Genomic DNA, 20,534 nt, shown 5'->3' with positions numbered 1-20,534 from the left:
GCAAGACCGGAGCCAAGTCGCAACAAACAAAGTCGTAGCGTGAAGGTGATCGGGCTGGCCCCCACCTTGCTGGTCCGTCGTCGGGGGATGTGAGGAGAAGTCATGAGCGACGCAAAGCCGATCTGGATCAGGGATCCCCTGGCCATCCTCGCCGACGGTGCAGAGCGCGGGATCGTGGTGAAGGACGGCCGGATCGTCGAGCTGGTGCCGGCCGGCGGAAATCCTGCGACGGCCGATGTCGGGCTGTTCGATGCGGGCGACCACGTCGTGCTGCCGGGCCTGATCAACACCCATCATCATTTCTACCAGACGCTGACGCGGGCATTACCGGCGGCGATGGACCGCGAGCTGTTTCCCTGGCTCCAGGCCCTCTATCCGGTCTGGGCGAAGCTGACGCCGGAACGGCTGCAGCTCGGCGTCACCGTGGCGATGTCCGAGCTGCTGCTCTCGGGCTGCACCACGACGACGGATCATCACTACGTCTTCCCGGCGGGGCTCGAGGAGTCCGTCGACATCGAGGTCGAGGTCGCAAAGCGGCTCGGTGTGCGCGTGCTGCTGACGCGCGGCTCGATGAACCTGTCGCAACGCGACGGCGGTCTGCCGCCCGACAGCGTCGTGCAGGACGAGGACACGATCCTCGCCGACAGCGCGCGCGTTGTGACCAAATATCATCAGCGCGGTGCAGATGCGATGGTGCAGATCGCGCTGGCGCCTTGCTCGCCGTTCTCGGTGACGACGTCGCTGATGCGCGCCACCGCCGATCTGGCCGACAAGCTCGACGTCCGCCTGCACACCCATCTCGCCGAGACCGAGGACGAGAACAAATTCTGCCAGCAGATGTATGGCTGCCGTCCGCTCGATTATCTCGAACAGTGCGGCTGGCTCAACGCGCGGACCTGGCTCGCCCACGGAATCTTCTTCAATGCCGATGAGATGAAGCGGCTCGGCAAGGCGAAGACGACCATCAGCCATTGCGCGTGCAGCAACCAGCTCCTGGCCTCCGGCTGCTGTCCGGTCTGCGAGATGGAAGAGGCCGGTGTCGGGATCGGCATCGGCGTCGACGGCTCGGCCTCGAACGACGGATCGAATCTGATGCAGGAGGTCCGGGCGGCATTTCTGCTGCAACGGGCGCGCTACGGGGTGACCAAGGTCAGCCACAAGGATGCGCTGCGCTGGGCCACCAAGGGCTCGGCGGCTTGTGTCGGGCGGCCGGAACTCGGTGAGATCGCCGTCGGAAAGGCGGCTGATCTCGCGCTGTTCAAGCTCGACGAGCTGCGCTTCTCAGGACATGGCGATCCGCTGGCTGCGCTGGTGCTGTGCGGGGCGCATCGGGCCGATCGGGTCATGGTGGCGGGAAAATGGGCCGTGATCGACGGTGCGATCCCGGGACTGGATGTCACAGATCTGATCCGCCGCCATAGTTCCGCGGCGCGGGCCATGCAGGCGGGATAATCCAGCCAAAATAGAAAGAGGGGGCGACCACAAGTGCCGGGTGCTTCTGGCCACCCCCTCCGAACCTGTTCCGGGAGGAGCAGGTCATCTAGGCAATGCAAGAAGCGTGCTACTTGCCCGGCAGCTTGTCGTCGATACCCTTGACGTAGAAATTCATGCCGAGGATCTGGCCGGCGTCGAGATTGGCGCCGCCCTTGCACTCGACCTCCTTGCCGTCCTGCCCAATGACCGGGCACTTGAACGGATGCAGCTTGCCCGAGGTGATCGCGGCCTGGGCATCCTCGGCGATCTTCTTCACGTCCTCGGGCATGTTGGTGTAAGGCGCCATCGCGAACATGTGGCTGTCGAGGCCGCCCCACGTGTCCTCGGACTTCCAGGTGCCGGCAAGCTCCGCCTTGACGCGCTCGATGTAGTAGGGGCCCCAGGTGTCGAGGATCGAGGTCAGCTGGGTCTTGGGACCGAACTTGATCATCTCGGAATCCTGGCCGAAGGCGAACTTGCCGCGTTCGCTGGCAATCTGCATCGCCGCGGGCGAGTCCGTGTGCTGCATGATCACGTCGGCGCCCTGGTCGATCAGTGCCTTGGCGGCGTCGGCTTCCTTGCCTGGATCGAACCAGGTGTTGGCCCAGATGATCTTGACCTTGATGTTCGGGTTGATCGTCTGCGCCGCGAGGATCGTCGCGTTGATGCCGGAGACGACCTCGGGAATCGGGAACGAGCCGATATAGCCGAGCACGCCGGACTTCGACATCTTCGCCGCAATCAGACCTTGAATGTAACGGCCCTGATACCATTTGGCCGAATAGGTCGACATGTTCGGGTTACGCTTGTAGCCGGTGGCGTGCTCGAAATGCACGTTCGGATATTTCTTCGCGACCTTCAGCGTCGGGTCCATATAGCCGAACGACGTCGTGAAGATCAGCTTGTTGCCCGCGCGGACGAGCTGCTCGATGGAGCGTTCGGCGTCGGGACCTTCGGGGACGTTCTCGAGAAAGGTGGTCTCGATCTTGTCGCCGAGCTCTTTTACCAGCGCCTGGCGCGCGAGCTCATGCTGGTAGGTCCAGCCGAGATCGCCGACGGGACCGAGGTAAATGAAACCGACTTTCAACTTGTCGGCGGCGGAGGCTGCACTGACGCTTCCGGCAAGCAAAAGTCCGGTAGCCAGCGCTAGAAGTGATTTCCTCATCATCAATCTCCAAACATCAGGGGAAAGCCACGATCCGCAACGTGCGCGCCCCATCGCGCCCGCCGCGGAAATGAAACGCTAGCGGTCAGGCACGAACACGGTGCCGAGCGCCGCCGGCGCGGTCGAGCCGCCGGTGCGCGCGCGGGAGAGCAGGACCAGCACGATGACGGTCGCGAGATAAGGCAGCGCCGACATCAACTGCGAGGGAATGCCGACGCCCCAGCCCTGCGCGTGCAGCTGCAGGATGGTCACCGCGCCGAACAGATAAGCGCCGACCACGAGCCGGCCGGGCCGCCAGGATGAGAACACCACCAGCGCCAGCGCGATCCAGCCGCGGCCTGCGGTCATTCCGGGAATGAAGAACGGCGTATAGGCGAGCGGCAGATAAGCGCCGGCAAGCCCGGCGCAGCCGCCGCCGAACATCACGGCGAAGGTGCGGATGCGCAGCACGGGGTAGCCGAGCGCATGCGCAGAGACGTGGTTGTCGCCGCAGGCGCGCAGGATCAACCCCGCCCGCGTGCGGTACAGGAACCACCAGATGCCGACGATCAGGGCGAGGGAGAAATAGACGAAGGCGTCCTCGCCGAACAGCACGCGGCCGATCAGCGGGATATCGGTGAGGCCCGGAATATAGAGGTGCGCGGCCGGCGTGATGCGTTCGCCGACGAAGCCGGCGCCAATCAGGCCGGAGAGCCCGACACCGAGGATGGTCAGCGCCAGGCCCGTCGCGACCTGGTTGACGGCGAGCCCGAGCGCCATCAGCGCGAACACCAGCGACATCAGCGTGCCTGCGACGATGCCGAACAGAGCACCAATGAAGATCGAGCCGGTGAGCCAGGCGCCGCCAAAGCCACAGGCCGCGCCGACGATCATCATGCCTTCGACGCCGAGATTGAGCACGCCGGAGCGTTCGGTCACCAGTTCGCCGGTTGCCGCGATCAGCAGCGGTGTCGATGCAGCGAGCACCGCCAGGATGATGGCCTCAATGAGTTCCACTGGCCACCTGTCGGTTCGGGAAGACCAGCTTGAAGCGGTACAGAATGAGGGAATCGCAGGCGAGCACGTAGAACAACAGAATGCCCTGGAAAACCTTGGTGACATCCAACGGGATCTTCATCGCGATCTGCGCCTGCTCGCCGCCGATAAAGGTCAGTGCGAGAAAAAGGCCTGCAATTAGTATTCCAAGCGGGTTCAGCCGGCCGAGGAAGGCGACAATGATCGCGGTAAAACCATAGCCGGGCGAGATGCCGGGCTGGAGATGTCCGACCGGACCTGCGACCTCGATGATACCGGCAAGACCCGCCAGCGCGCCTGATACCGCGAAGGTCAGGATGACCAGCTGGTTGGAGTTGAAGCCGCCGAACCGTGCGGCACGGGGCGCAGCACCGACGACGCGGATCTCAAAGCCCTTGATGGTGCGCCCGAGCAGGATCGCGGCGGCTGCGACGACGAGCAGCGCGATGATCGAGCCGAGATGCAGCCGGCCGCCCTCGATCAGCAGCGGCACTGTCGCCACCGGATCGAATTCGGCCGTGGTCGGGAAGTTGAAGCCATGCGGATCGCGCCACGGTCCGCGGACGAGATAGTCGAGCAAGAGATCGGCGACATAGACCAGCATCAGGCTGGTCAGGATTTCGCTGGCGCCGAACTTCACCTTGCAGATCGCCGGGATCAACGCGTAGAGCGCGCCACCGGCCGCCGCGAGCACGAGCATCGCCGGCAGCACCCAGGAGCCCGCGTCGGTGCCTTGCGTCTTCACTGCGATCCAGCTTCCTGCGACCGCGCCGATCAGGAACTGCCCCTCGGCGCCGATGTTCCAGGCATTGGCGAGATAGCAGAGCGACAGCCCGATCGCGATCATGACCAGCGGCGTCGCCTTCACCGCGATCTCCTGGAGCGAATAGCTATCGGTCAAAGGTGCGATGAAATAGGCGTGCAGCGCGAGCAGGGGATTTTTCCCGAGGATCGCGAACAGGATGGTCATGGTGATGATCGTCAGCCCGATCGCGATCAGCGGCGACACCAGCGCGATCGTGTTGGAGCGCTCGGCGCGCTTCTCAAGCACCAACTGCATGCGCGGCCTCCTTCGGCTCGAGGCTGCTGCCGCCCATGAGAAGGCCGAGCTTTTCGCGCGTCGCATCAGCGGTGGCGAGCGGGGCCGACAGATGACCGTGGAACATCACGGCGATGCGGTCGGCGATCTCCGCGAGTTCATCGAGATCCTGGCTGGTGACGAGCACGGCGGCGCCCGCGGTCGCAAGATCAAGCAGCGCCTGACGGATGACGGCGGCAGCGCCGGCATCGACGCCCCAGGTCGGCTGGCTCACCACCAGCACCGCTGGGTTGCGCAGGATCTCGCGTCCGACGATGAATTTTTGCAGATTGCCGCCGGAAAGACTCGCAGCTTCCGGATCGCGCTTGGCTTTGCGGACGTCAAACGTTTCGGTTGCGCGATCGACAGTCTTCAGTGTGGCCGCGGTGTCGATGAAGCCGCGATGGACCATGCCGCTGGCGGCGTGCCCGGTCAGCAGTGCGTTCTCCGACAGCTTCATGCGCGGCGCGGTGCCGTGGCCGAGCCGCTCCTCGGGCACGAAGGCCGCGCCGAGCTTGCGCCGCTGCGTGATTGAGAGGTGGCCGGCGGCAATGCCCTCGATCACCACCGTGCCGGGGTCCTTCGAGAGGCGTTCGCCGGAGAGCGCGGCGAACAGCTCGTCCTGGCCGTTGCCGGCGACACCGGCGATGCCGAGAATCTCGCCGCCCTTCAGTTCGAACGAGATGTGCTCGAGCCGCACGCCGTGCGGCTCGCTTGGCGCGAGCGAGAGATCGTTGACGACGAGCCGCGGCACCGTGGTCTTCCGGCCGGCCGCCGCCTTGACTTCCTTGATCTCGCCGCCGACCATCATGCGCGCGAGCGAGGCCGCGGTCTCGAGCCGGGGATTGCAGGTGTCCACCTTCTTGCCGCCGCGCAGGATCGTTGCGGTGTCGCACAGGCGCTTCACCTCCTCGAGCTTGTGGCTGATGTAGAGGATGGCGCGGCCTTCGGCCTTGAGCCGTTCCAGCACGACGAAGAGCTGGTCCGCTTCCTGGGGTGTTAGCACCGCGGTGGGCTCGTCCAGGATCAGGAATTTCGGGTCCTGCATCAGCGCACGGACGATCTCGATGCGCTGACGTTCGCCGACCGAGAGTTGCCAGACCTCGCGTTTGGGATCGAGCGGCAGTCCATAGGTCTTCGACACCTGCTCCAGCCGCGCCGACATGTCCTTGAAGGATTCCTTGCCGTCGAGGCCGAGTGCGACGTTCTCGGCGACGGTGAGATTGTCAAACAGCGAGAAATGCTGGAACACCATACCGATGCCGCGGCTGCGCGCTTCGGACGGGCCCGACAGCACGATGGTTTGGCCTTGCCAGCGAATCTCGCCGGCGCTGGGCTGGATCAGCCCGTAGATCGCCTTGACCAGCGTCGACTTGCCGGCGCCGTTTTCGCCAAGCAAAGCGTGGATTTGCTTCGGCCAGATATCGATGTGGATGGAATCGTTGGCGAGAAAATCGCCGTAGCGCTTGGTGAGCCCGAGCGTCTGAAGCAGCGGGGACTCGCCGGAATGCAGGCCGTTAGGCGTCGGATCTAACATTCGCTGATGCGCTTGCATGGGGTGAAGTGCCTCAATACTGGGCTAGTTTGAACCGCCGCGTAAGGTGTGAAAAAGCGTCATCCCTTGCTCAACGCTTCGGCAGACGGCTGGTGTTGCGAGTCGCGGCCCGCGCCGGTCGATGATTGTCTCCAACCGGTATTCGGGAACGCCCTTACTCTTGTTTCCTGCGGGCGATGCCTGTTGCAAAATTGTGACGGTTCAACCCAAATCGGAACCCGCTGTGCAGGCTTGACGTGAAGTTGAGCAAAATCGCGCCAGCGCGCGTATGCAATTCCGCGCCGAGGCGACAGACGTCACCGACGATCATGTCCGCATCGTCGGGTCGACGTGAAAGACAAGCAGAATCAAACGGGAATGTCCGGCAAGGACGGGCGTCGCGCTGCTGCGCGCAGGCGATCGCGAAACGCAGAAACCTTAAAATTCCGCGGTGCAACGTCGGCTGCTTGCCAAAACATGCGGCATGCCTTGAAAGAAGTTGAGGCTTCTCACTCCGGGAGTTCGGCGCAAGTGTCGCACCCAAGGGACGTTCATTTTTACGTGTCCAAACTTGGGGGTATTCAGGATGTTGTTTCGTTTCAAGGCAATTGCAGCCGCGGCGCTGTCACTTGCTACGCTCGCCACCACCGGCATGGCTCAGGCGGCGGACCTGCCGGTCAAGGCCGTCAAGAAGGCGGCGGACCTGCCGTTCTTCCTGGTGATCGACAATCGCGTGTCGTTCTCCTGGATGCCCAAGGGCACCGACCCCGGCATGTGGAGCGTGCGTCCTGACGGCAGCATCAACGGCACCACCGCCAAGCAGGTCTATTCGTTCACGCACTTCGACCTCTGGCAGTACGGCACCAACTTCTTCACGATCTCGATGTTCAAGTCGGGGCATAACGATCCCACTTCGCCTTGCGTCGCACCCGGCCTGACCATCACCGGTGGCCTTAATGATTGCGCGGGCGCAACCGAGATCTACGGCCTGTTCCGTTCGACTTTCGGTTGGAACGAGATCTTCAACACCAAGGCCTTCACCATGGGGCCGCTGCACAACATTTCGTTCGAAGTCGGCATGGACGCCAACACCGAGAACAACTTCCTGGCGCCCGCCAAGCGGGACGTTGTCGCCGGTCTCCAGTTCGCCTTCGACCTTCCCTACAAGGGCTACATCAACGTCGCGCCGTTGATGTACTACGAGTTCCTGAACCACAACGCCTTCACCCAGTGCGGCCTGTTCGGTGCCGGCGTCGCGGGCGTGACCTGTAACTCGGATGGCAATGTCAGCTACAAGCCGACCTGGGCCGTTGAAATCAACTATTACCTGGACCTCGGCTTCCTGCCGCCGAACATGCAGTTCTGGTCGATCAGCGGTCGCGCCGGCTGGTACGGCCCGAAGGGCGACTCGAACGGTCTTCCTGCGCTCTCGGGTGCGGGCATCCTCAGCACCAAGTCCAAGACCGAGCTGAACAGCGAACCGATCCGCCTGACCTTCGATGCCTCGAAGGCCGTGTGGGGCGACAAGTACTCGCACTTCGTCGATCTCTGGGTTGCCTACCGCTACTGGCAGAACAAGTTCGGCCTCGACCACAACGCCATGGCTGGCGTCTGCACGGTCGCCGCAACCGGCCAGAGCACCAAGAGCTGCACCGAGTCCACGGTGTACGGTGGCGTCACTGTGAAGTTCTGATCGGCTTGGGTCGTTAAATTGCAACGATGGCGTCGTGCAGGAATGCGCGGCGCCATTCGTTTTGAAGTGCCGTGATGTAGGGTAGATGGGCCGAAGGCGTAATCCACCACGGTCTTTGTCCGCGGAAACAGAAGAGGTGGGTTACGCCTTCGGCTAACCCACCCTAAGAAATCGAGCTACTTCGACCACACACCGTCGTGGAGCGCTTCGGCCTCGTCTTCGAGCAGCGGTCCCACAACCTCGGTCGGCCGCTGGCCGCTGGCAAAGACCTCGCGGCAGGGCAAATCGAGCGTCGGGTTCTCCGGATGATTACCGGTAACTCCGCGCAGGCGGTGCTCGCTGAGGCCGTAGACCACGCGGCCGATGCCGGCCCAGTAGATCGCGCCGGCGCACATCGCGCAGGGCTCGGCCGAGGAATAGAGCGTTGCCGTTGCCAGCACCTCGCGGCCGAGCGTGCGGCAGGCCTGCGTGGCCGCCAAGCGCTCGGCATGCGCGGTGCCGTCGTGGTCCGGCATGTAGCCGTTCTCGGTCTCGATCAGCACCTTGCCGTCGGCATCGACGACGATGCAGCCGAAGGGATGGTTGCCATGAGTGAGGGAACGGCGGGCGACCGCAAAGGACAAACGCAAAAAGTGCTTGTCGCGCTCCGATGCGTTGTCCATCGATCCTCCCAAAGCATGATCCGGAAAGGTGAGCAGCGGCTTTCCGAACAGATCACGCTCAAACGATCAGTCAGTGCCCCGCCATGTGCCGGCCGACCACGGTGAGGTCGGCTTCGCTAGTCCGTGCTTCATACACGAATTCGCCGTGGAACATCACCACCAGCCGATCGGAGAGTTCGAGCAATTCGTCGAGATCCTCGCTGACGAGCAGCACGGCGGCGCCGCGGTTGCGCGCGGCCATGATCTCGGCGTGGATCTGTGCCACCGCGGCGAAGTCGAGGCCGAAGCAGGGATTGGCTGCGATCAGCACCTCGACGTCGCCCGCAAGCTCGCGGGCGAGCACGGCGCGCTGGACGTTGCCGCCTGACAGCGCCGAGATCGGCGTATCGGGCGTGCGGGTCTTGATCTTGTACTGGCCGATCTTCTCCTTCGCGTCGTCGCGGAAGGCGCCGCGATTGAGCCACCAGCCGCCGCTCGCGAAGGGCGCCCGGTCGAACTCGCGGAAGGCGATGTTGTCGGCAACGCTCATGCCGCCGACGCAGGCATTCTTCAGTGGCTCCTCGGGCAGGAGCGACATCCTGTGGCGGCGCATCTCGTCGCGGCTGGCGTGATAGGGATCGCCTGCGACCCGGACCTCGCCACTCTCGGCCTCGCGCTGGCCCGCCAAAACCTCGACGAGCTGGCGCTGACCGTTGCCGGAGACGCCGGCGATGCCGACGATCTCGCCGGCACGGACCGTAAGGGAGACATCGTGCACGGCGACCGCGCCGGCATCGTCGAGCGCGCGGACTTTTTTCAGCTGAAGGCGTGCTTTGCCGGCTTCGCCGGTGCGTGGCGGCTGGACCGTCAGCTCCTCGGCGCCGATCATGGTGCGTGCCATCGCATCCGGCGTGAGCTCCGCGACCTTGCCGGCTCCAGCGAGCTTGCCGCGGCGCAGGATAGTAACCTCGTCGGCGAAGGCCATGACCTCGCGGAATTTGTGCGTGATCATCAGGATGGTCAGCTCGCCCTTCACGACCATGTCGCGGAGCATGCCGAGCACTTCATCGGCTTCCGCCGGCGTCAGCACCGAGGTCGGTTCGTCCAGGATCAGGAAGCGGCGCTTCAAATAGAGCTGCTTGAGAATTTCGCACTTCTGCCGTTCGCCGGCGGAGATGTCGGAAACCCTTGCACCGAGCGGGACCTTGAACGGCATCCGCGCCAAAAAAGCCTCGAGCTCCTTCATCTCCTTCGACCAGTTCACCACGGCCGGCACATCGTCACGTGCCAGCACGAGGTTTTCGGCAACCGTCATGGCCGGCACCAGCGTAAAGTGCTGGTAGACCATGCCGAGGCCGAGCGCGTGGGCGTCCTTCGGGTTGGCGATGGCCTGCTCGCGGTCGCCGACGATGATGTCGCCTTCAGTGGCGTGGTAATAGCCCATGATGCATTTGACGAGGGTGGACTTTCCGGCGCCGTTCTCGCCGAGCAGCGCGTGGAACGAGCCCGGGCGCACCTTCAGCTCGACATTGTCGAGCGCCAGGAAGTCGCCGAAGCGCATCGTCATGGCGATGGCATTGACGCCGAAAGCGCCTGCCGGCGGGGGCGTTTCGCCGATGATCACGAAATCGCTCCGATGAAGGCATCCGACGTCGAGACCGCGCCGAACACGCCGCCCTGCATCTTGATCATCTTCAGCGCGTGCTCGTGGTTGCTCTTGTCGGTCGCGCCGCAGCAATCGTGCAGCAGCACGCATTCGAAGCCCCGGTCGTTGGCCTCGCGCATGGTGGTGTGGACGCAGACGTCGGTGGTGATGCCCGTCAGCACGATGTTCTCGATGCCGCGGACGCGCAGGATCAGCTCCAGATCGGTGGCGCAGAACGAGCCCTTGCCGGGCTTGTCGATGACAGGTTCCCCCGGCAAGGGTGCCAGCTCCTCGATGATGTCCCAGCCGGGCTCGCCGCGCACCAGGATGCGGCCGCAGGGGCCGGGATCGCCGATTCCGGCGCCGATCTGGCGCGAGCGCCAGCGCTTGTTGGCGGGCAGATCGGAGAGATCGGGGCGATGGCCCTCGCGGGTATGGATGATGTGGAAGCCTTGGGCGCGCATCGCCGTGAGCAGCTTCTTGATCGGCTCGATTGGCGCCCGTGTCAGCGAGAGGTCGTAGCCCATCTTGTCGACATAGCCGCCGATGCCGCAGAAATCGGTCTGCATGTCGATGATAACAAGGGCGGTGTTCTCGGGACGGAGATCACCATTGTAAGGCCAGGCATAGGGTTCGGACTTGATGTGGCGCTCGGGCATGGACGACCTCGTGCGTGTTATCGTGTGATCGAGAGTTCAGCGGGCGCGCCGGTCAACGTGCGTTTCGGCGAGCAGGTGATGATCATGATCGCCAGCGTCAGGATGTAGGGCGCGGCGTTGAACAGGTGATAGCCGGAGGTGACGCCAACCGATTGCAGGGCCGGTCCGAGCGCCGCGGCGCCGCCGAAGGCGAGCGAGGCCCACAGGCAGAGCAGAGGATCCCAGCGCGCGAAGATCACGAGTGCGACGGCGGTGATGCCCTGGCCGGAAGACAGACCCTCGTTCCAGCTGCCGGGATAGAACAGCGACAGGAACGAGCCGCCGATGCCGGCGAGGAAGCCGCCAACCATGGTGGCGCGCAGGCGGATCAGCAGCACGGAATGGCCCATGGCGCGTGCCGCATCAGAACTCTCGCCGGCGGTGCGGATGAGGAGGCCCCAGCGGGTGGTGCGGAACGCCCAATAGAGGATCGGCGCGAGCGCGACGCCGATCAGGAAGAGGACGTTGACACGGAGCGCGGCGCGCAGCTGCGGGATGTCGCTCCACCAGCCAAAATCGATCGCCGACAGCCGCGGCGCGGTCGGCTCGATCAACGGCTTGCCGAGATAGAAGGCCAGTCCGGTGCCGAACAGCATCAGCGCGATGCCGACCGCGACGTCGTTGACGCGCGGCAGCGAGCAGATGCCGGCGTGCAGCGCGCCCAGTAGCGCACCGGTGATGCCGGCGGCGAGCACGCCGAGCCAGGGCGAGCCGGTGAGATAGGAGATGCCGTAGGCGCTCATTGCCCCCATCACCAGCGTACCCTCGAGGCCGAGATTGATACGGCCGGAGCGCTCGGTGATGCATTCGCCGAGGCTCACGAACAGGAAGGGCGTGGAGACGCGAATGGCGCCGCCGAGCACGGCGAGCGGGACGGTCCAGAGTCCGATCGATCCGTCTGCCATTTCAGGACTTTCCCTTCAGGAACCCGATGCGGCCGTAGAGCGCATCGCTGGCCAGCACGAAGACGAAGATGATGCCTTGCAACACCAGCACGGACGCATCGGGCAACCCGAGGCGGCGTTGCAGCAGGCCGCCGCTGGCGCTGATGCCGCCGAGCAAAATCGCGACGGGGATGATGGCGAGCGGATTTTGCCGTGCGAGGAAAGCGACGAGGATGCCGGTGAAGCCGTAGCCCGCCGCGAGATTGGCGTTGGTGCGCCCCTGCACGGCTGCGACCTCGACCATGCCGGCGAGGCCCGCAGCGCCGCCGGCGAGGAAGCAAACGGTCAGGATCAGCTTGCTGACGCCGAGGCCGACGATCTTGGCAGCGCGGATGTTGCCGCCGGCGACGCGCGCGGCGAAGCCGAATACGGTGTGATAGATCAGGATGTAGGCGGCGATGGCGGCGATCAGGCCGAAGACGAGGCCCCAATGCACGTCGGTGCCTGGGATCGAGCCGATCATGTTGGCGGCGCCGATCTCGCGGGTCGAAGGCTTGTTGAGGCTCGCGGGATCGCGCATCACGCCTTCGACGAGATGGTTGAGGATCGCGAGGCCGATGTAGACGAGCAGCAGGCTCGAGATGGTTTCGTTGACGCCGCGATATTGCCGCAGCGCGCCCGCCAGCATGATCCACAAGCCGCCGCCGACCACACCGGCGATGACCATGGCGATCTGCACGACGAGCGGCGGCATACCCTGAAGCACCAGTGCGGCGCTTGTCGCCGACAGCGCGCCGATCAGCAGCGCGCCTTCGCCGCCGATGATCACCATGCCGAGCTGCGCCGGCAGCGCCGTGCAGAGCGCGGTGAGGATTAAAGGCGCCGCGCGCGTCAGCGTGTTCTGCCAGGAGAACCAGGTACCGAACGCGCCGTAGTACATGTAGAAATAGAGGTCGAGCGGGTTCTTGCCGAACATCGCGACGAAGATGCCGAACACCACGAGCGCGCCGGCGAGCGCCGCACTCGGGATCAGGACATATTCGATCGTGCCGCCGTGGCGTTGCAGAAAGCCGGGATCGGCGGCCGGGGCAATCGTCCCGGCCGCTTCAGTGGAATCCGCGGCTTCCGTGGTCACGAAGTCGCTCCGATCACTCCCTCGACGAGATAGTCCATCTTCTCGAGTTCAGGATCCTTCTGGCCACGATCGGTGCCGGCCGGGATGACCGTCTTGCCCTTGTTGTCGACCAGCCCGCCCTTGAAGATGGCGTAGCCTTCCGCCGACAGGAACTTTGCCTTGACCTCGTCGGCGTGCTTGCGCGCTTCGGCGGAGACGGACTCGCCATAAGGCGAGGTCTTGACGATCTCTTCCTTGAGGCCGCCGCGATAGAAGTTCGGGATGCTCTCGCCGGCCGCGATCATTTTCACAAACTTCGGATAGAGCGCTTCCCAATTCCACTCGGCGCCGGTGAGATAGGCCTTCGGCGCCAGCGGCGACTGGTTGACGTGATAGCCGCAGACGAAGGCGCCGCGGCGCGCGGCGTTCTCGACCATGGTCTTCGGGCCGTCGACGTGACAGGTGAGCACGTCCACGCCCTGGTCGATCAGGCTGTTGGTCGCTTCGGCTTCCTTGACCGGCATCGACCAGTCGCCGGTGAAGATCACCTGCGTGGTGGCCTTCGGGTTGGCGAGCTTGGCGCCGAGCGCGAAGGCGTTGATGTTGCGCAGCACCTGGGGGATCGGCTTGGCCGCGACGAAGCCGACCTTGCCGCTCTTGGAGGTGTAGCCGGCGACGATGCCCGAGATGTACTGGGCTTCATCGATGTAGCCGAAATAGCTGCCGGCGTTCTTCGGATCCTTGTCCGACCAGAGGCCGCCGCAGTGCTCGAAGCGCAACTTCGGGAACTTGTTGGCCATCTTGATCATGTGCGGGTTGTAGTAGCCGAACGAGGTTGGGAAGAGCAGGGACGCGCCGTCGAGATTGATCATGGACTCGATTGTCTTCTCGACCGCATCGGTCTCCGGCACTTTCTCTTCCTCGACGACCTTGAGGCCGGGAATCTTCTTCAATGCGGCTGCGCCCTGCGCATGCGCCTGGTTGTAGCCGTAGTCGTCGCGCGAGCCGACATAGATGAAGCCGATGGTCGTCTCGGCCGCGAAGACCGGGCGGATGCCTGATGCCGCGCCCAGAGTGAGAGCCGCGCCGCCTTGCAACAAATGCCGTCGTGAAATCCTGCCAAAATCCATTGGGTTGCTCCCTTGGCGGGTGCCCCGCCCTAATCTCGCGGCCGCGCCGGTTTGGCGGAGCCCGGATAAGGTGTCGCAAGCTTCGTGCCAGAGGTTATGAAGCGTGCATATATCTTCAATATGTTGAAATTATTGATGTATTTATCACGTTGGTTTCTTGATGAGGAAATTGGCAGATTAATTTATAGGCAGTATTTTATCATTGTATGCAGCTGAGTTAAGCAGTCTTAACCGGCTCTGGCATGTGCACGACCGGCGCCCGGCGGTCTGCCGGCAAGGCCCATTCATGCTAACCACGCGCGGGTTGGGATGGCGCCGGCTGCAAGATTTTGCTGGCACCGAACTTGTATCGATTGATGCCAGGGCCGCAGCCGCTGTGGCCCCTAGAAGATGGAAAGCTTGCCGAGATGGGTGCTGGTAACGCCGTTCACGATGCATCGCTCGGCAAGGAGATCGTCCGGCGCATCAACGAGCTCGGTGCGATCTCGGAAGAGAGCGAAAAGCTCACCCGCATCTACCTGAGCAAGGAGCTGCAGACCGCTGCAGAGCTCATTCTCGGCTGGATGCGAGAGGCCGGCATGAGCGCACATCTCGATGCGGTCGGCAATGTCTGCGGCCGCTACGAAGGCGAACGACCGGGGGCGCCCTGCCTGATGCTGGGCTCCCACTACGACACCGTGCGCGACGCCGGCAAATGGGATGGGCCGCTGGGTGTGATGACGGCCATCTCCTGCGTCGCCGATCTCAATCGCCGGGGTAAGCGCCTTCCCTTTGCCGTCGAAGTCATCGGCTTTGCCGACGAGGAGGGCGTGCGTTTCGCGTCCACACTGCTCGGCAGTCGCGCGGTGGCCGGCACCTTCGACGAGAGCGTCCTGAACACGCGCGATCGTGATGGCGTGTCGATGCGCGATGCGCTCGTCAAGTTTGGCCTCGACCCCGATCACATCGGCGCGGCCGCGCGGGCCCGGCGCGAGCTGCTCGCTTATCTCGAATTGCACATCGAGCAAGGACCTGTGCTGGAAGCCGCGAGCCTGCCCGTCGGCGTCGTCACTGCGATTGCCGGCGCCACGCGCCTTGCCGCGCGGCTGACCGGCATGGCCGGCCACGCCGGCACGGTGCCGATGGCGCTGCGGCGCGACGCGCTCACCGGCGCAGCCGAATGCATCGGCGCGATCGAGCAGTTTTGTCGCACCGACGAAAGCGGGCTGGTCGGCACCGTCGGCTACATCCAGGCACGACCCGGCGCGACCAATGTCATTCCCGGCGAGGTCTCGTTCACCATCGACATGCGTGCGCCGACCGACATGCACCGCAAGCGCGCGGTGGCCGATATCGTCCGCCAGATCGAGGCGATCGCCAAGCGTCGGCAGCTGGCGCTTCAGCTCGACGTGACCCACGAGAACCGCACCGCGCCCTGCGCACCCTGGCTGAAGGATCAGATCGCGCAGGCGATCGCGGCGGAAGGGTTCTCCGTGTTCGAGCTGCCGAGCGGGGCAGGGCATGACGGCATGGCCATGATCGACATCGCCGACGTCGGCATGATCTTCGTCCGCTGCCGCGGCGGTATCAGCCATCATCCGGACGAGCATGTCGAGCTTGCGGACGCCGATGCCGGTGCGCGGGTGCTGCTTCGGGTGGTCGAGAATTTCAGGCCACAGGAGGACCGCTGACCGCTGGAGCCCGCAAGTCACCGGGTAGAGACACGAATCAGACACGTGTAAACGGTGACCGCCACCACATGACATCAACCGATTGACACATATGAACAGCGACATCTCTTTTCGATCCCATCGCGAGAACCGCTTTTACCAGGGCGCGGCCGCGACCTTCGTCGCCAACGCCCTTCAAGCGGTCAATTTTCTCGGCGATCGGTTCCTGAGACAATCGCACCATTCGCTGTCGGCCATCGAGGACCTTTACCGGCACTCGATGGACAGCGCCTTTTCGGCGACCGAGGCTTTCCTCGTCACGGGCGCACCGCATGCGTCCGCTTATTACCCGCGCGATTTCGCCTGGTTCTATCCCGACGTCCTCGACCCCGAAACCATCATGGATTCGCAGGACGCGGTCCGGCGAGCCCGGCTGCTTGAAAAAAGCGTCCGTCTCTTGCTGGAGGCGGTCCGCGCTGACGTCGTCACGACGACCATCGTGCCTGCGGGGCGCGGCCGGTATCTCGGCGTGAACTATTTCTCGCGACCCTCGGATACGCTGCTCGGCATTCTCGCCGGCCTCCAGCAAATGCTCTCCGCCGAGGAGAGGGCGTCGTCCCATCTGGCGATGTCACAATGCGCCCATGCCGGCCGCCTGCTGCTGGCTGAATATGGTGTCGACCTGAAACGGGCGATCCTTCAGCTCGCAAGCGAGCTGGAGCCGTTCGACGCCGAGGGTACCAGATATTTACTCTGCGACGCCCGCGCGCCGCGTTCCGCGGCGACCGACACCCGTGCCGAGCGTAGACGTTTCGTGACCAACGCCTGCGTCTACACAACGTTCGCCTGGGGCGTGCAGCTCGGAGTCGTCGACGAGAACGAGCTGAAGCGGCTGCTCGGGCGCGACCTTGCGCAATACAAAAGGGATTTGCTCCGTCTGTTCGGCAAGGACGGCTATATCAGGCATTCGCTGGATGGCCCGGCGGGCTCGCCGGTGTCATCGGTCGCGCTGGATTTCGTCAGCGTGCATCGCGGCTTCTGGGACATGAACGATGCGAACGAACGCGCACTGTTTGCGGCCACGACGGATCTGGTCATTGCCGAGCCGCGCTTCCGCATCCCCAGCACGTTCCACTTCCTCGTGTCCGCCGATAATCCGCGGAACAAGATGATCCACAAGATTGCGGCGCCTGCCTATCAAGGCCGCTCCTCCTGGCCGACATTCAACGTCGAGTTCGCGGATCGCATGCTGGACTACGATGAGTTCTCAGGGGGCGATACTTACCGGGCTTGCGCGCAGGGAATATTGAAGGACATCCGGACCGCAACCGAGGTGCACGGCGGATATCAGGAGCTGATCTCCGAGCAGGGTCTGAAATATCGCACCTGGGCCTATAAGGGCGCGGTGGCGCACTCCTGGTTTCCGCGCTTCCTGTCGGTCTGGAGGAGGGCGTATGGAACGCCGCTCCTCCAGTGGAACGACTGATCGGCGCGTTATCCCGCCGTCACGTCCACCAACTCGCCGCCTTCGAGAACTTTGGCAGCCTTGGCGCGATCGAGGTCGCCTTCCCAGGCAGCCACCACCACGGTGGCGACGCAGTTGCCGGTGAGGTTGCCGACCGCGCGGGCCATGCCGATGAACCAATCGACCGACAACACGAGCACGAGGCCGATCGCGGGAATGCTCGGCACTGCGTTCAGCGTCGCGGCCAGGATCACGATCGCCGAGCCCGGCACGCCGTGCGCGCCTTTCGATGTGATCAGGGAGACGCCGAGCACCAGCAGCAGGTCGCCGAAGGACAGCGGCGTATTGGTCGCCTGCGCGATGAAGACGACGGCAAGTGTCAGATAGATCGAGAAGGCGTCGAGGTTGAATGAATAGCCGGTCGGAATCACGAGGCCGACGACGGAATCCTTCACGCCCATCCGCTCCAGCTTCTTCATAATCTGCGGCAGCACCGCGTCGGACGAGGCGGTCGCGAGCACGATGGTGAGCTCCTCGCGCAGATAGGCGAGGAATTTGAGGATGTTGATTCCGGCCAGTGCCATCACGCTGCCGAGCACGCCCAGCACGAAGATGCCGACCGACACGTAGAACAGCGCCACCAGGGAGACGAGCTGCTTCAGCGAGCCGACGCCGTATTTTCCGACGGTGTAGGCGACCGCGCCGAGCACGCCAAGTGGAGCAACGCGGACGATAAGCCCCATGACGCGGAATAGCACGGTGGAGGCGGCATCGATCATGGAGGTGACGAGCTTGCCCTTCTCGCCGCCGACCAGTGCCAGGCCGACGCCGAACAGGACCGCGAAGAACAGCACCTGGAGCACGTCGTTACGCGACAACGCGTCGAACGATGTGGTCGGGATCACGTTGAGCAGGAAGGAGCCGATGCCACCACCCTGCAGCTTGTGGGCGTTGTCGGCGTAGGTGTTGAGCGCCTTGGCATCCAGCGTCGAGGGATCGATGTTCATGCCGTGGCCGGGCCCGAAGAGGTAGGCGAGCACGAGGCCGACCACGAGCGCCACAGTTGTCATCACCTCGAAATAGAGCAGCGCCTTGACGCCGACCCGGCCGACTTTCTTGAGGTCACCGGCGCCGGCAATGCCGTGGACGACGACGCAGAACACGATCGGAGCCACGATCATCGAGATCAGCTTCAGAAAGGCGTCGCTGAGGATCTTGAGGCTGACGGCGAAGTCCGGGACGGCCATGCCGAGGATGATGCCGAGCACGAGCGCGGCCAGGACCTGGACGAACAGCGAGGTGTAAAGCGGCTTGCGCTCGGCGGCCGGGGCCGCGGCTATGGTCGACATGATAAAATCCCCCGATTTGACGCGTCTTGGACGTCAAAAAGGAGCAACTCCCGTGCCAGATTGTCGCGGTTTCTCCTCGGAACGGTCTATTCCGCCGCCTTCGCCGTCCTGCCGAACATTCGCGTCGGCGCCGGGAAGCCGCAGGAGGTGCCGTCGGTGACCTTGACCTGATCTTCCCAGGGCAGACGGAAAGTGCCCGCGACCATGTCCTGCATGAACGTGTAGGGGCAGTCCATCGCGCCGCCCTTCACCGCGACATAGCCGCGGTGCCAGAGCTGGTAGATGTTGTTCTCGACGCCCCAATTGATGCGGGCTTCGCGCACGAGGTCCGGCCGGACCTCAGCCGTGATGATCTCGTCGGCGCGGCCGTTGGTGCCGTGCGCCAGCACGGCGCCGTCGAAATCGACGATCATGCCTTCGCCCATGGAATCGAACGAGCCGTCCGAGCCGCACATGCAGACATTCGCAGTGACCATCAGGTTCTGGAACGAATTGGCCTGGTTGGTGAAGCGCCAGGATTCTCGGATCGGCGCTGTGTAGCCGGCCGTGCGGATCATGATCTCCGCACCCTTGTAGGCGCATTCCCGCGCCATCTCCGGGAACATGCCGTCATGGCAGATGATCAGCGCGATCTTGGCGCCGTTCGGTCCGTCGATGACGGGAATGCCGATATCGCCCGGCTCCCACGGCTCGACCGGAATCCAGGGATGGAGTTTGCGGTAGTGGAGCTTGATCTCGCCGTTATCGTCGATGATTAGGCCCGAATTGTAGGGATTGCCGTGCGGGTTGAACTCCATGATGGAGAAGCAGCCCCAGATCCTGTTGTCGATGCAGGCTTTCTTGAAGGCGGCGACCTCCGGCCGGTCGAGCCGGCACATGATCTCGGGATTGGTATCCATCGAGAGGCCGTGCAGCGAGTATTCGGGGAACACCACCAGATCCATGGTGGAGAGATTGCGGCGGGCCTTGCCGACCATCCAGACGATACGCTCGGTCTGCCTGGCCAGATCGGCCCGCGTCACGACATTCGGCAGTTGCAGCTGCACGAGCCCGATGACAACGCCGTTGGGAGATTTGTTCAGCCCGCCAAGCCCGTTCATGATCAGCTCTCTCGTCGGCTTCCTCGCCGTCCGCGCGGCGCCGTTGCGCGCAGTTGCCAGTAGAGCAAATCCGATTTTGACGACGCGCAAAAGTCCATTTTTCAGGCGGCAGGCGAAAGTCGTGCGCGAGAGGACCGTGACGCTCCCCAGAGGAGGCCGACGCACATTGTTGCGCCGCGCCGTGCCTGAAGTCTCGGCTTGACCCTCCAATCCACCCAATGTCAGACTTATGACATGAGTACAGCAAAGCGACATATCGCCAGTCTTCGCGACGAATATGCCGAGATGACGCGGCAACGCATCGTTGCGGCCTTTGTCGAGACGCTGGAGGACGAGGCGGCCGACGACATCTCCATTGCCGCTGTGGCCAAGCGTGCGAAGGTGGCCGAGCGGACCGTCTATCGGCACTTCAAGACCCGTGCGGAGCTGTCTGCCGCGGCCGGCGAATGGATCGAGGACAACGTCTTCAGCTACATTCCCTTCACCTCGCCCGACGAGCTGCCCGAGATCTTCCGCAAACTGTGCAAGCGATTTGATCGTCATCCGCATTTGGCGCGGGCCATTGCAGTGACGCGGGCAGGCAGACGGATGCGCGCGGGCTTCCGGCGTCACCTGATCGAGCAGCATCGCAAAGCGATGGCGCCGCTGGTGCGGCATCTCCCCGCCAGGGAGGTCCGCCAGGCGGAGGCGCTCGCGTCCTATCTCAACAACGTGCTGGCCTGGAATGCTATGCGTGAGGATTTCGGCATGACCAGCAGCGAGATCGCCGATGCCATCGAGTGGGGGCTCACGACCCTCCTGAAGGACGTTCGGCAGCGCGATGCCGCCGCGGCGCGCAGCGGCAAGGTCGGCAAATTACCGCGGAAGCGAGCCGCGGCTGCGAAACTACCGGAGTAGAGCGA

Annotated in this window: 18 protein-coding genes; 5 read left to right on the top strand and 13 right to left on the bottom strand. The window is 63.9% G+C overall.

Going from position 1 to position 20,534, the window contains the following annotated elements; translation table 11 throughout:
* The first annotated feature begins 102 nt into the window (after positions 1-102).
* A complete protein-coding gene (locus tag IVB29_RS23720; RefSeq protein ID WP_247505817.1) occupies positions 103-1,452 on the top strand; it encodes an 8-oxoguanine deaminase in 1,350 nt (449 codons plus the stop codon).
* Between the two features lie 109 nt (positions 1,453-1,561).
* On the opposite strand, the gene IVB29_RS23715 is transcribed toward IVB29_RS23720, so the two are convergent.
* From IVB29_RS23715 to IVB29_RS23695, 5 genes are all read right to left on the bottom strand, one after another.
* Positions 1,562-2,638 carry a BMP family ABC transporter substrate-binding protein gene (locus IVB29_RS23715; protein ID WP_247505939.1) on the bottom strand — a complete coding sequence of 359 codons (1,077 nt, stop codon included), beginning with the start codon at positions 2,636-2,638 and terminating at the stop codon, positions 1,562-1,564.
* A 78-nt stretch (positions 2,639-2,716) separates the two neighbouring features.
* Positions 2,717-3,634: an ABC transporter permease gene (locus IVB29_RS23710; RefSeq protein WP_247505816.1), complete on the bottom strand. Its 918-nt coding sequence runs from the start codon at positions 3,632-3,634 to the stop codon at positions 2,717-2,719.
* Complete coding sequence (locus IVB29_RS23705; protein ID WP_247505815.1) at positions 3,621-4,712, bottom strand: ABC transporter permease; 1,092 nt, start codon at positions 4,710-4,712, stop codon at positions 3,621-3,623. Before IVB29_RS23705 ends, IVB29_RS23710 begins: the two co-directional genes overlap by 14 nt.
* Positions 4,696-6,267 carry an ABC transporter ATP-binding protein gene (locus IVB29_RS23700; RefSeq protein WP_247505814.1) on the bottom strand — a complete coding sequence of 524 codons (1,572 nt, stop codon included), beginning with the start codon at positions 6,265-6,267 and terminating at the stop codon, positions 4,696-4,698. Before IVB29_RS23700 ends, IVB29_RS23705 begins: the two co-directional genes overlap by 17 nt.
* A 172-nt stretch (positions 6,268-6,439) precedes the next feature.
* On the bottom strand, positions 6,440-6,808 hold the full coding sequence (locus tag IVB29_RS23695; RefSeq protein WP_247505813.1) for a hypothetical protein: 369 nt from the start codon (positions 6,806-6,808) through the stop codon (positions 6,440-6,442).
* A 42-nt stretch (positions 6,809-6,850) separates the two neighbouring features.
* On the opposite strand from IVB29_RS23695, the gene IVB29_RS23690 reads away from it, so the two are divergent.
* Positions 6,851-7,957 (top strand): hypothetical protein, encoded by a 1,107-nt coding sequence (locus IVB29_RS23690; protein WP_247505812.1) that lies wholly within the window; start codon positions 6,851-6,853, stop codon positions 7,955-7,957.
* A gap of 176 nt (positions 7,958-8,133) precedes the next feature.
* On the opposite strand, the gene IVB29_RS23685 is transcribed toward IVB29_RS23690, so the two are convergent.
* The 6 genes from IVB29_RS23685 to IVB29_RS23660 form a co-directional block, all read right to left on the bottom strand.
* Positions 8,134-8,619 carry a nucleoside deaminase gene (locus IVB29_RS23685; protein WP_247505811.1) on the bottom strand — a complete coding sequence of 162 codons (486 nt, stop codon included), beginning with the start codon at positions 8,617-8,619 and terminating at the stop codon, positions 8,134-8,136.
* A 70-nt stretch (positions 8,620-8,689) separates the two neighbouring features.
* Positions 8,690-10,222 (bottom strand): ABC transporter ATP-binding protein, encoded by a 1,533-nt coding sequence (locus IVB29_RS23680; RefSeq protein WP_247505810.1) that lies wholly within the window; start codon positions 10,220-10,222, stop codon positions 8,690-8,692.
* Positions 10,219-10,902, bottom strand: coding sequence for an isochorismatase family cysteine hydrolase (locus IVB29_RS23675; protein WP_247505809.1), 684 nt, complete (start codon positions 10,900-10,902; stop codon positions 10,219-10,221). The genes IVB29_RS23680 and IVB29_RS23675 overlap by 4 nt, the downstream gene beginning before the upstream one ends.
* 17 nt (positions 10,903-10,919) lie before the next feature.
* The gene (locus tag IVB29_RS23670) at positions 10,920-11,846 is read right to left on the bottom strand and encodes an ABC transporter permease (RefSeq protein WP_247505808.1); all 927 of its coding nucleotides are present in this window, start codon (positions 11,844-11,846) and stop codon (positions 10,920-10,922) included.
* Between the two features lies 1 nt (position 11,847).
* Entirely contained in the window at positions 11,848-12,960 is a 1,113-nt protein-coding gene (locus IVB29_RS23665) for an ABC transporter permease (protein ID WP_247505807.1), read from the bottom strand.
* On the bottom strand, positions 12,957-14,069 hold the full coding sequence (locus IVB29_RS23660) for a BMP family ABC transporter substrate-binding protein (protein WP_247505806.1): 1,113 nt from the start codon (positions 14,067-14,069) through the stop codon (positions 12,957-12,959). Before IVB29_RS23660 ends, IVB29_RS23665 begins: the two co-directional genes overlap by 4 nt.
* Positions 14,070-14,476: 407 nt before the next feature.
* Here IVB29_RS23660 and IVB29_RS23655 point away from each other — a divergent pair, with 407 nt between their 5' ends.
* On the top strand, positions 14,477-15,739 hold the full coding sequence (locus IVB29_RS23655) for an allantoate amidohydrolase (protein WP_247505805.1): 1,263 nt from the start codon (positions 14,477-14,479) through the stop codon (positions 15,737-15,739).
* Positions 15,740-15,830: 91 nt separating this feature from the next.
* Positions 15,831-17,204, top strand: a complete 1,374-nt coding sequence (locus IVB29_RS23650; RefSeq protein WP_247505804.1) for a hypothetical protein — start codon at positions 15,831-15,833, stop codon at positions 17,202-17,204.
* Between the two features lie 8 nt (positions 17,205-17,212).
* On the opposite strand, the gene IVB29_RS23645 is transcribed toward IVB29_RS23650, so the two are convergent.
* Both IVB29_RS23645 and IVB29_RS23640 read right to left on the bottom strand, forming a co-directional pair.
* A complete protein-coding gene (locus tag IVB29_RS23645) occupies positions 17,213-18,532 on the bottom strand; it encodes a dicarboxylate/amino acid:cation symporter (RefSeq protein ID WP_247505803.1) in 1,320 nt (439 codons plus the stop codon).
* 86 nt (positions 18,533-18,618) lie between these two features.
* Positions 18,619-19,632 carry a formamidase gene (locus tag IVB29_RS23640; RefSeq protein ID WP_247505802.1) on the bottom strand — a complete coding sequence of 338 codons (1,014 nt, stop codon included), beginning with the start codon at positions 19,630-19,632 and terminating at the stop codon, positions 18,619-18,621.
* Positions 19,633-19,866: 234 nt separating this feature from the next.
* On the opposite strand from IVB29_RS23640, the gene IVB29_RS23635 reads away from it, so the two are divergent.
* Entirely contained in the window at positions 19,867-20,529 is a 663-nt protein-coding gene (locus IVB29_RS23635; RefSeq protein WP_247505801.1) for a TetR family transcriptional regulator, read from the top strand.
* Positions 20,530-20,534 lie beyond the last annotated feature (5 nt).

Source organism: Bradyrhizobium sp. 1 (genome assembly GCF_023073315.1).
Lineage (GTDB): Bacteria > Pseudomonadota > Alphaproteobacteria > Rhizobiales > Xanthobacteraceae > Bradyrhizobium.
This window is presented reverse-complemented; position numbering and strand designations above follow the sequence as displayed.

What these genes read in the sequence shown, in the direction of transcription:
- IVB29_RS23720 (WP_247505817.1), top strand. Translation starts at nt 103, where the DNA reads ATGAGCGACGCAAAGCCGATCTGGATCAGGGATCCCCTGGCCATCCTC.
- IVB29_RS23715 (WP_247505939.1), bottom strand. Translation starts at nt 2,638, where the DNA reads ATGAGGAAATCACTTCTAGCGCTGGCTACCGGACTTTTGCTTGCCGGA.
- IVB29_RS23705 (WP_247505815.1), bottom strand. Translation starts at nt 4,712, where the DNA reads ATGCAGTTGGTGCTTGAGAAGCGCGCCGAGCGCTCCAACACGATCGCG.
- IVB29_RS23700 (WP_247505814.1), bottom strand. Translation starts at nt 6,267, where the DNA reads ATGTTAGATCCGACGCCTAACGGCCTGCATTCCGGCGAGTCCCCGCTG.
- IVB29_RS23690 (WP_247505812.1), top strand. Translation starts at nt 6,851, where the DNA reads ATGTTGTTTCGTTTCAAGGCAATTGCAGCCGCGGCGCTGTCACTTGCT.
- IVB29_RS23685 (WP_247505811.1), bottom strand. Translation starts at nt 8,619, where the DNA reads ATGGACAACGCATCGGAGCGCGACAAGCACTTTTTGCGTTTGTCCTTT.
- IVB29_RS23675 (WP_247505809.1), bottom strand. Translation starts at nt 10,902, where the DNA reads ATGCCCGAGCGCCACATCAAGTCCGAACCCTATGCCTGGCCTTACAAT.
- IVB29_RS23670 (WP_247505808.1), bottom strand. Translation starts at nt 11,846, where the DNA reads ATGGCAGACGGATCGATCGGACTCTGGACCGTCCCGCTCGCCGTGCTC.
- IVB29_RS23660 (WP_247505806.1), bottom strand. Translation starts at nt 14,069, where the DNA reads ATGGATTTTGGCAGGATTTCACGACGGCATTTGTTGCAAGGCGGCGCG.
- IVB29_RS23655 (WP_247505805.1), top strand. Translation starts at nt 14,477, where the DNA reads ATGGGTGCTGGTAACGCCGTTCACGATGCATCGCTCGGCAAGGAGATC.
- IVB29_RS23650 (WP_247505804.1), top strand. Translation starts at nt 15,831, where the DNA reads ATGAACAGCGACATCTCTTTTCGATCCCATCGCGAGAACCGCTTTTAC.
- IVB29_RS23645 (WP_247505803.1), bottom strand. Translation starts at nt 18,532, where the DNA reads ATGTCGACCATAGCCGCGGCCCCGGCCGCCGAGCGCAAGCCGCTTTAC.
- IVB29_RS23640 (WP_247505802.1), bottom strand. Translation starts at nt 19,632, where the DNA reads ATGAACGGGCTTGGCGGGCTGAACAAATCTCCCAACGGCGTTGTCATC.
- IVB29_RS23635 (WP_247505801.1), top strand. Translation starts at nt 19,867, where the DNA reads ATGAGTACAGCAAAGCGACATATCGCCAGTCTTCGCGACGAATATGCC.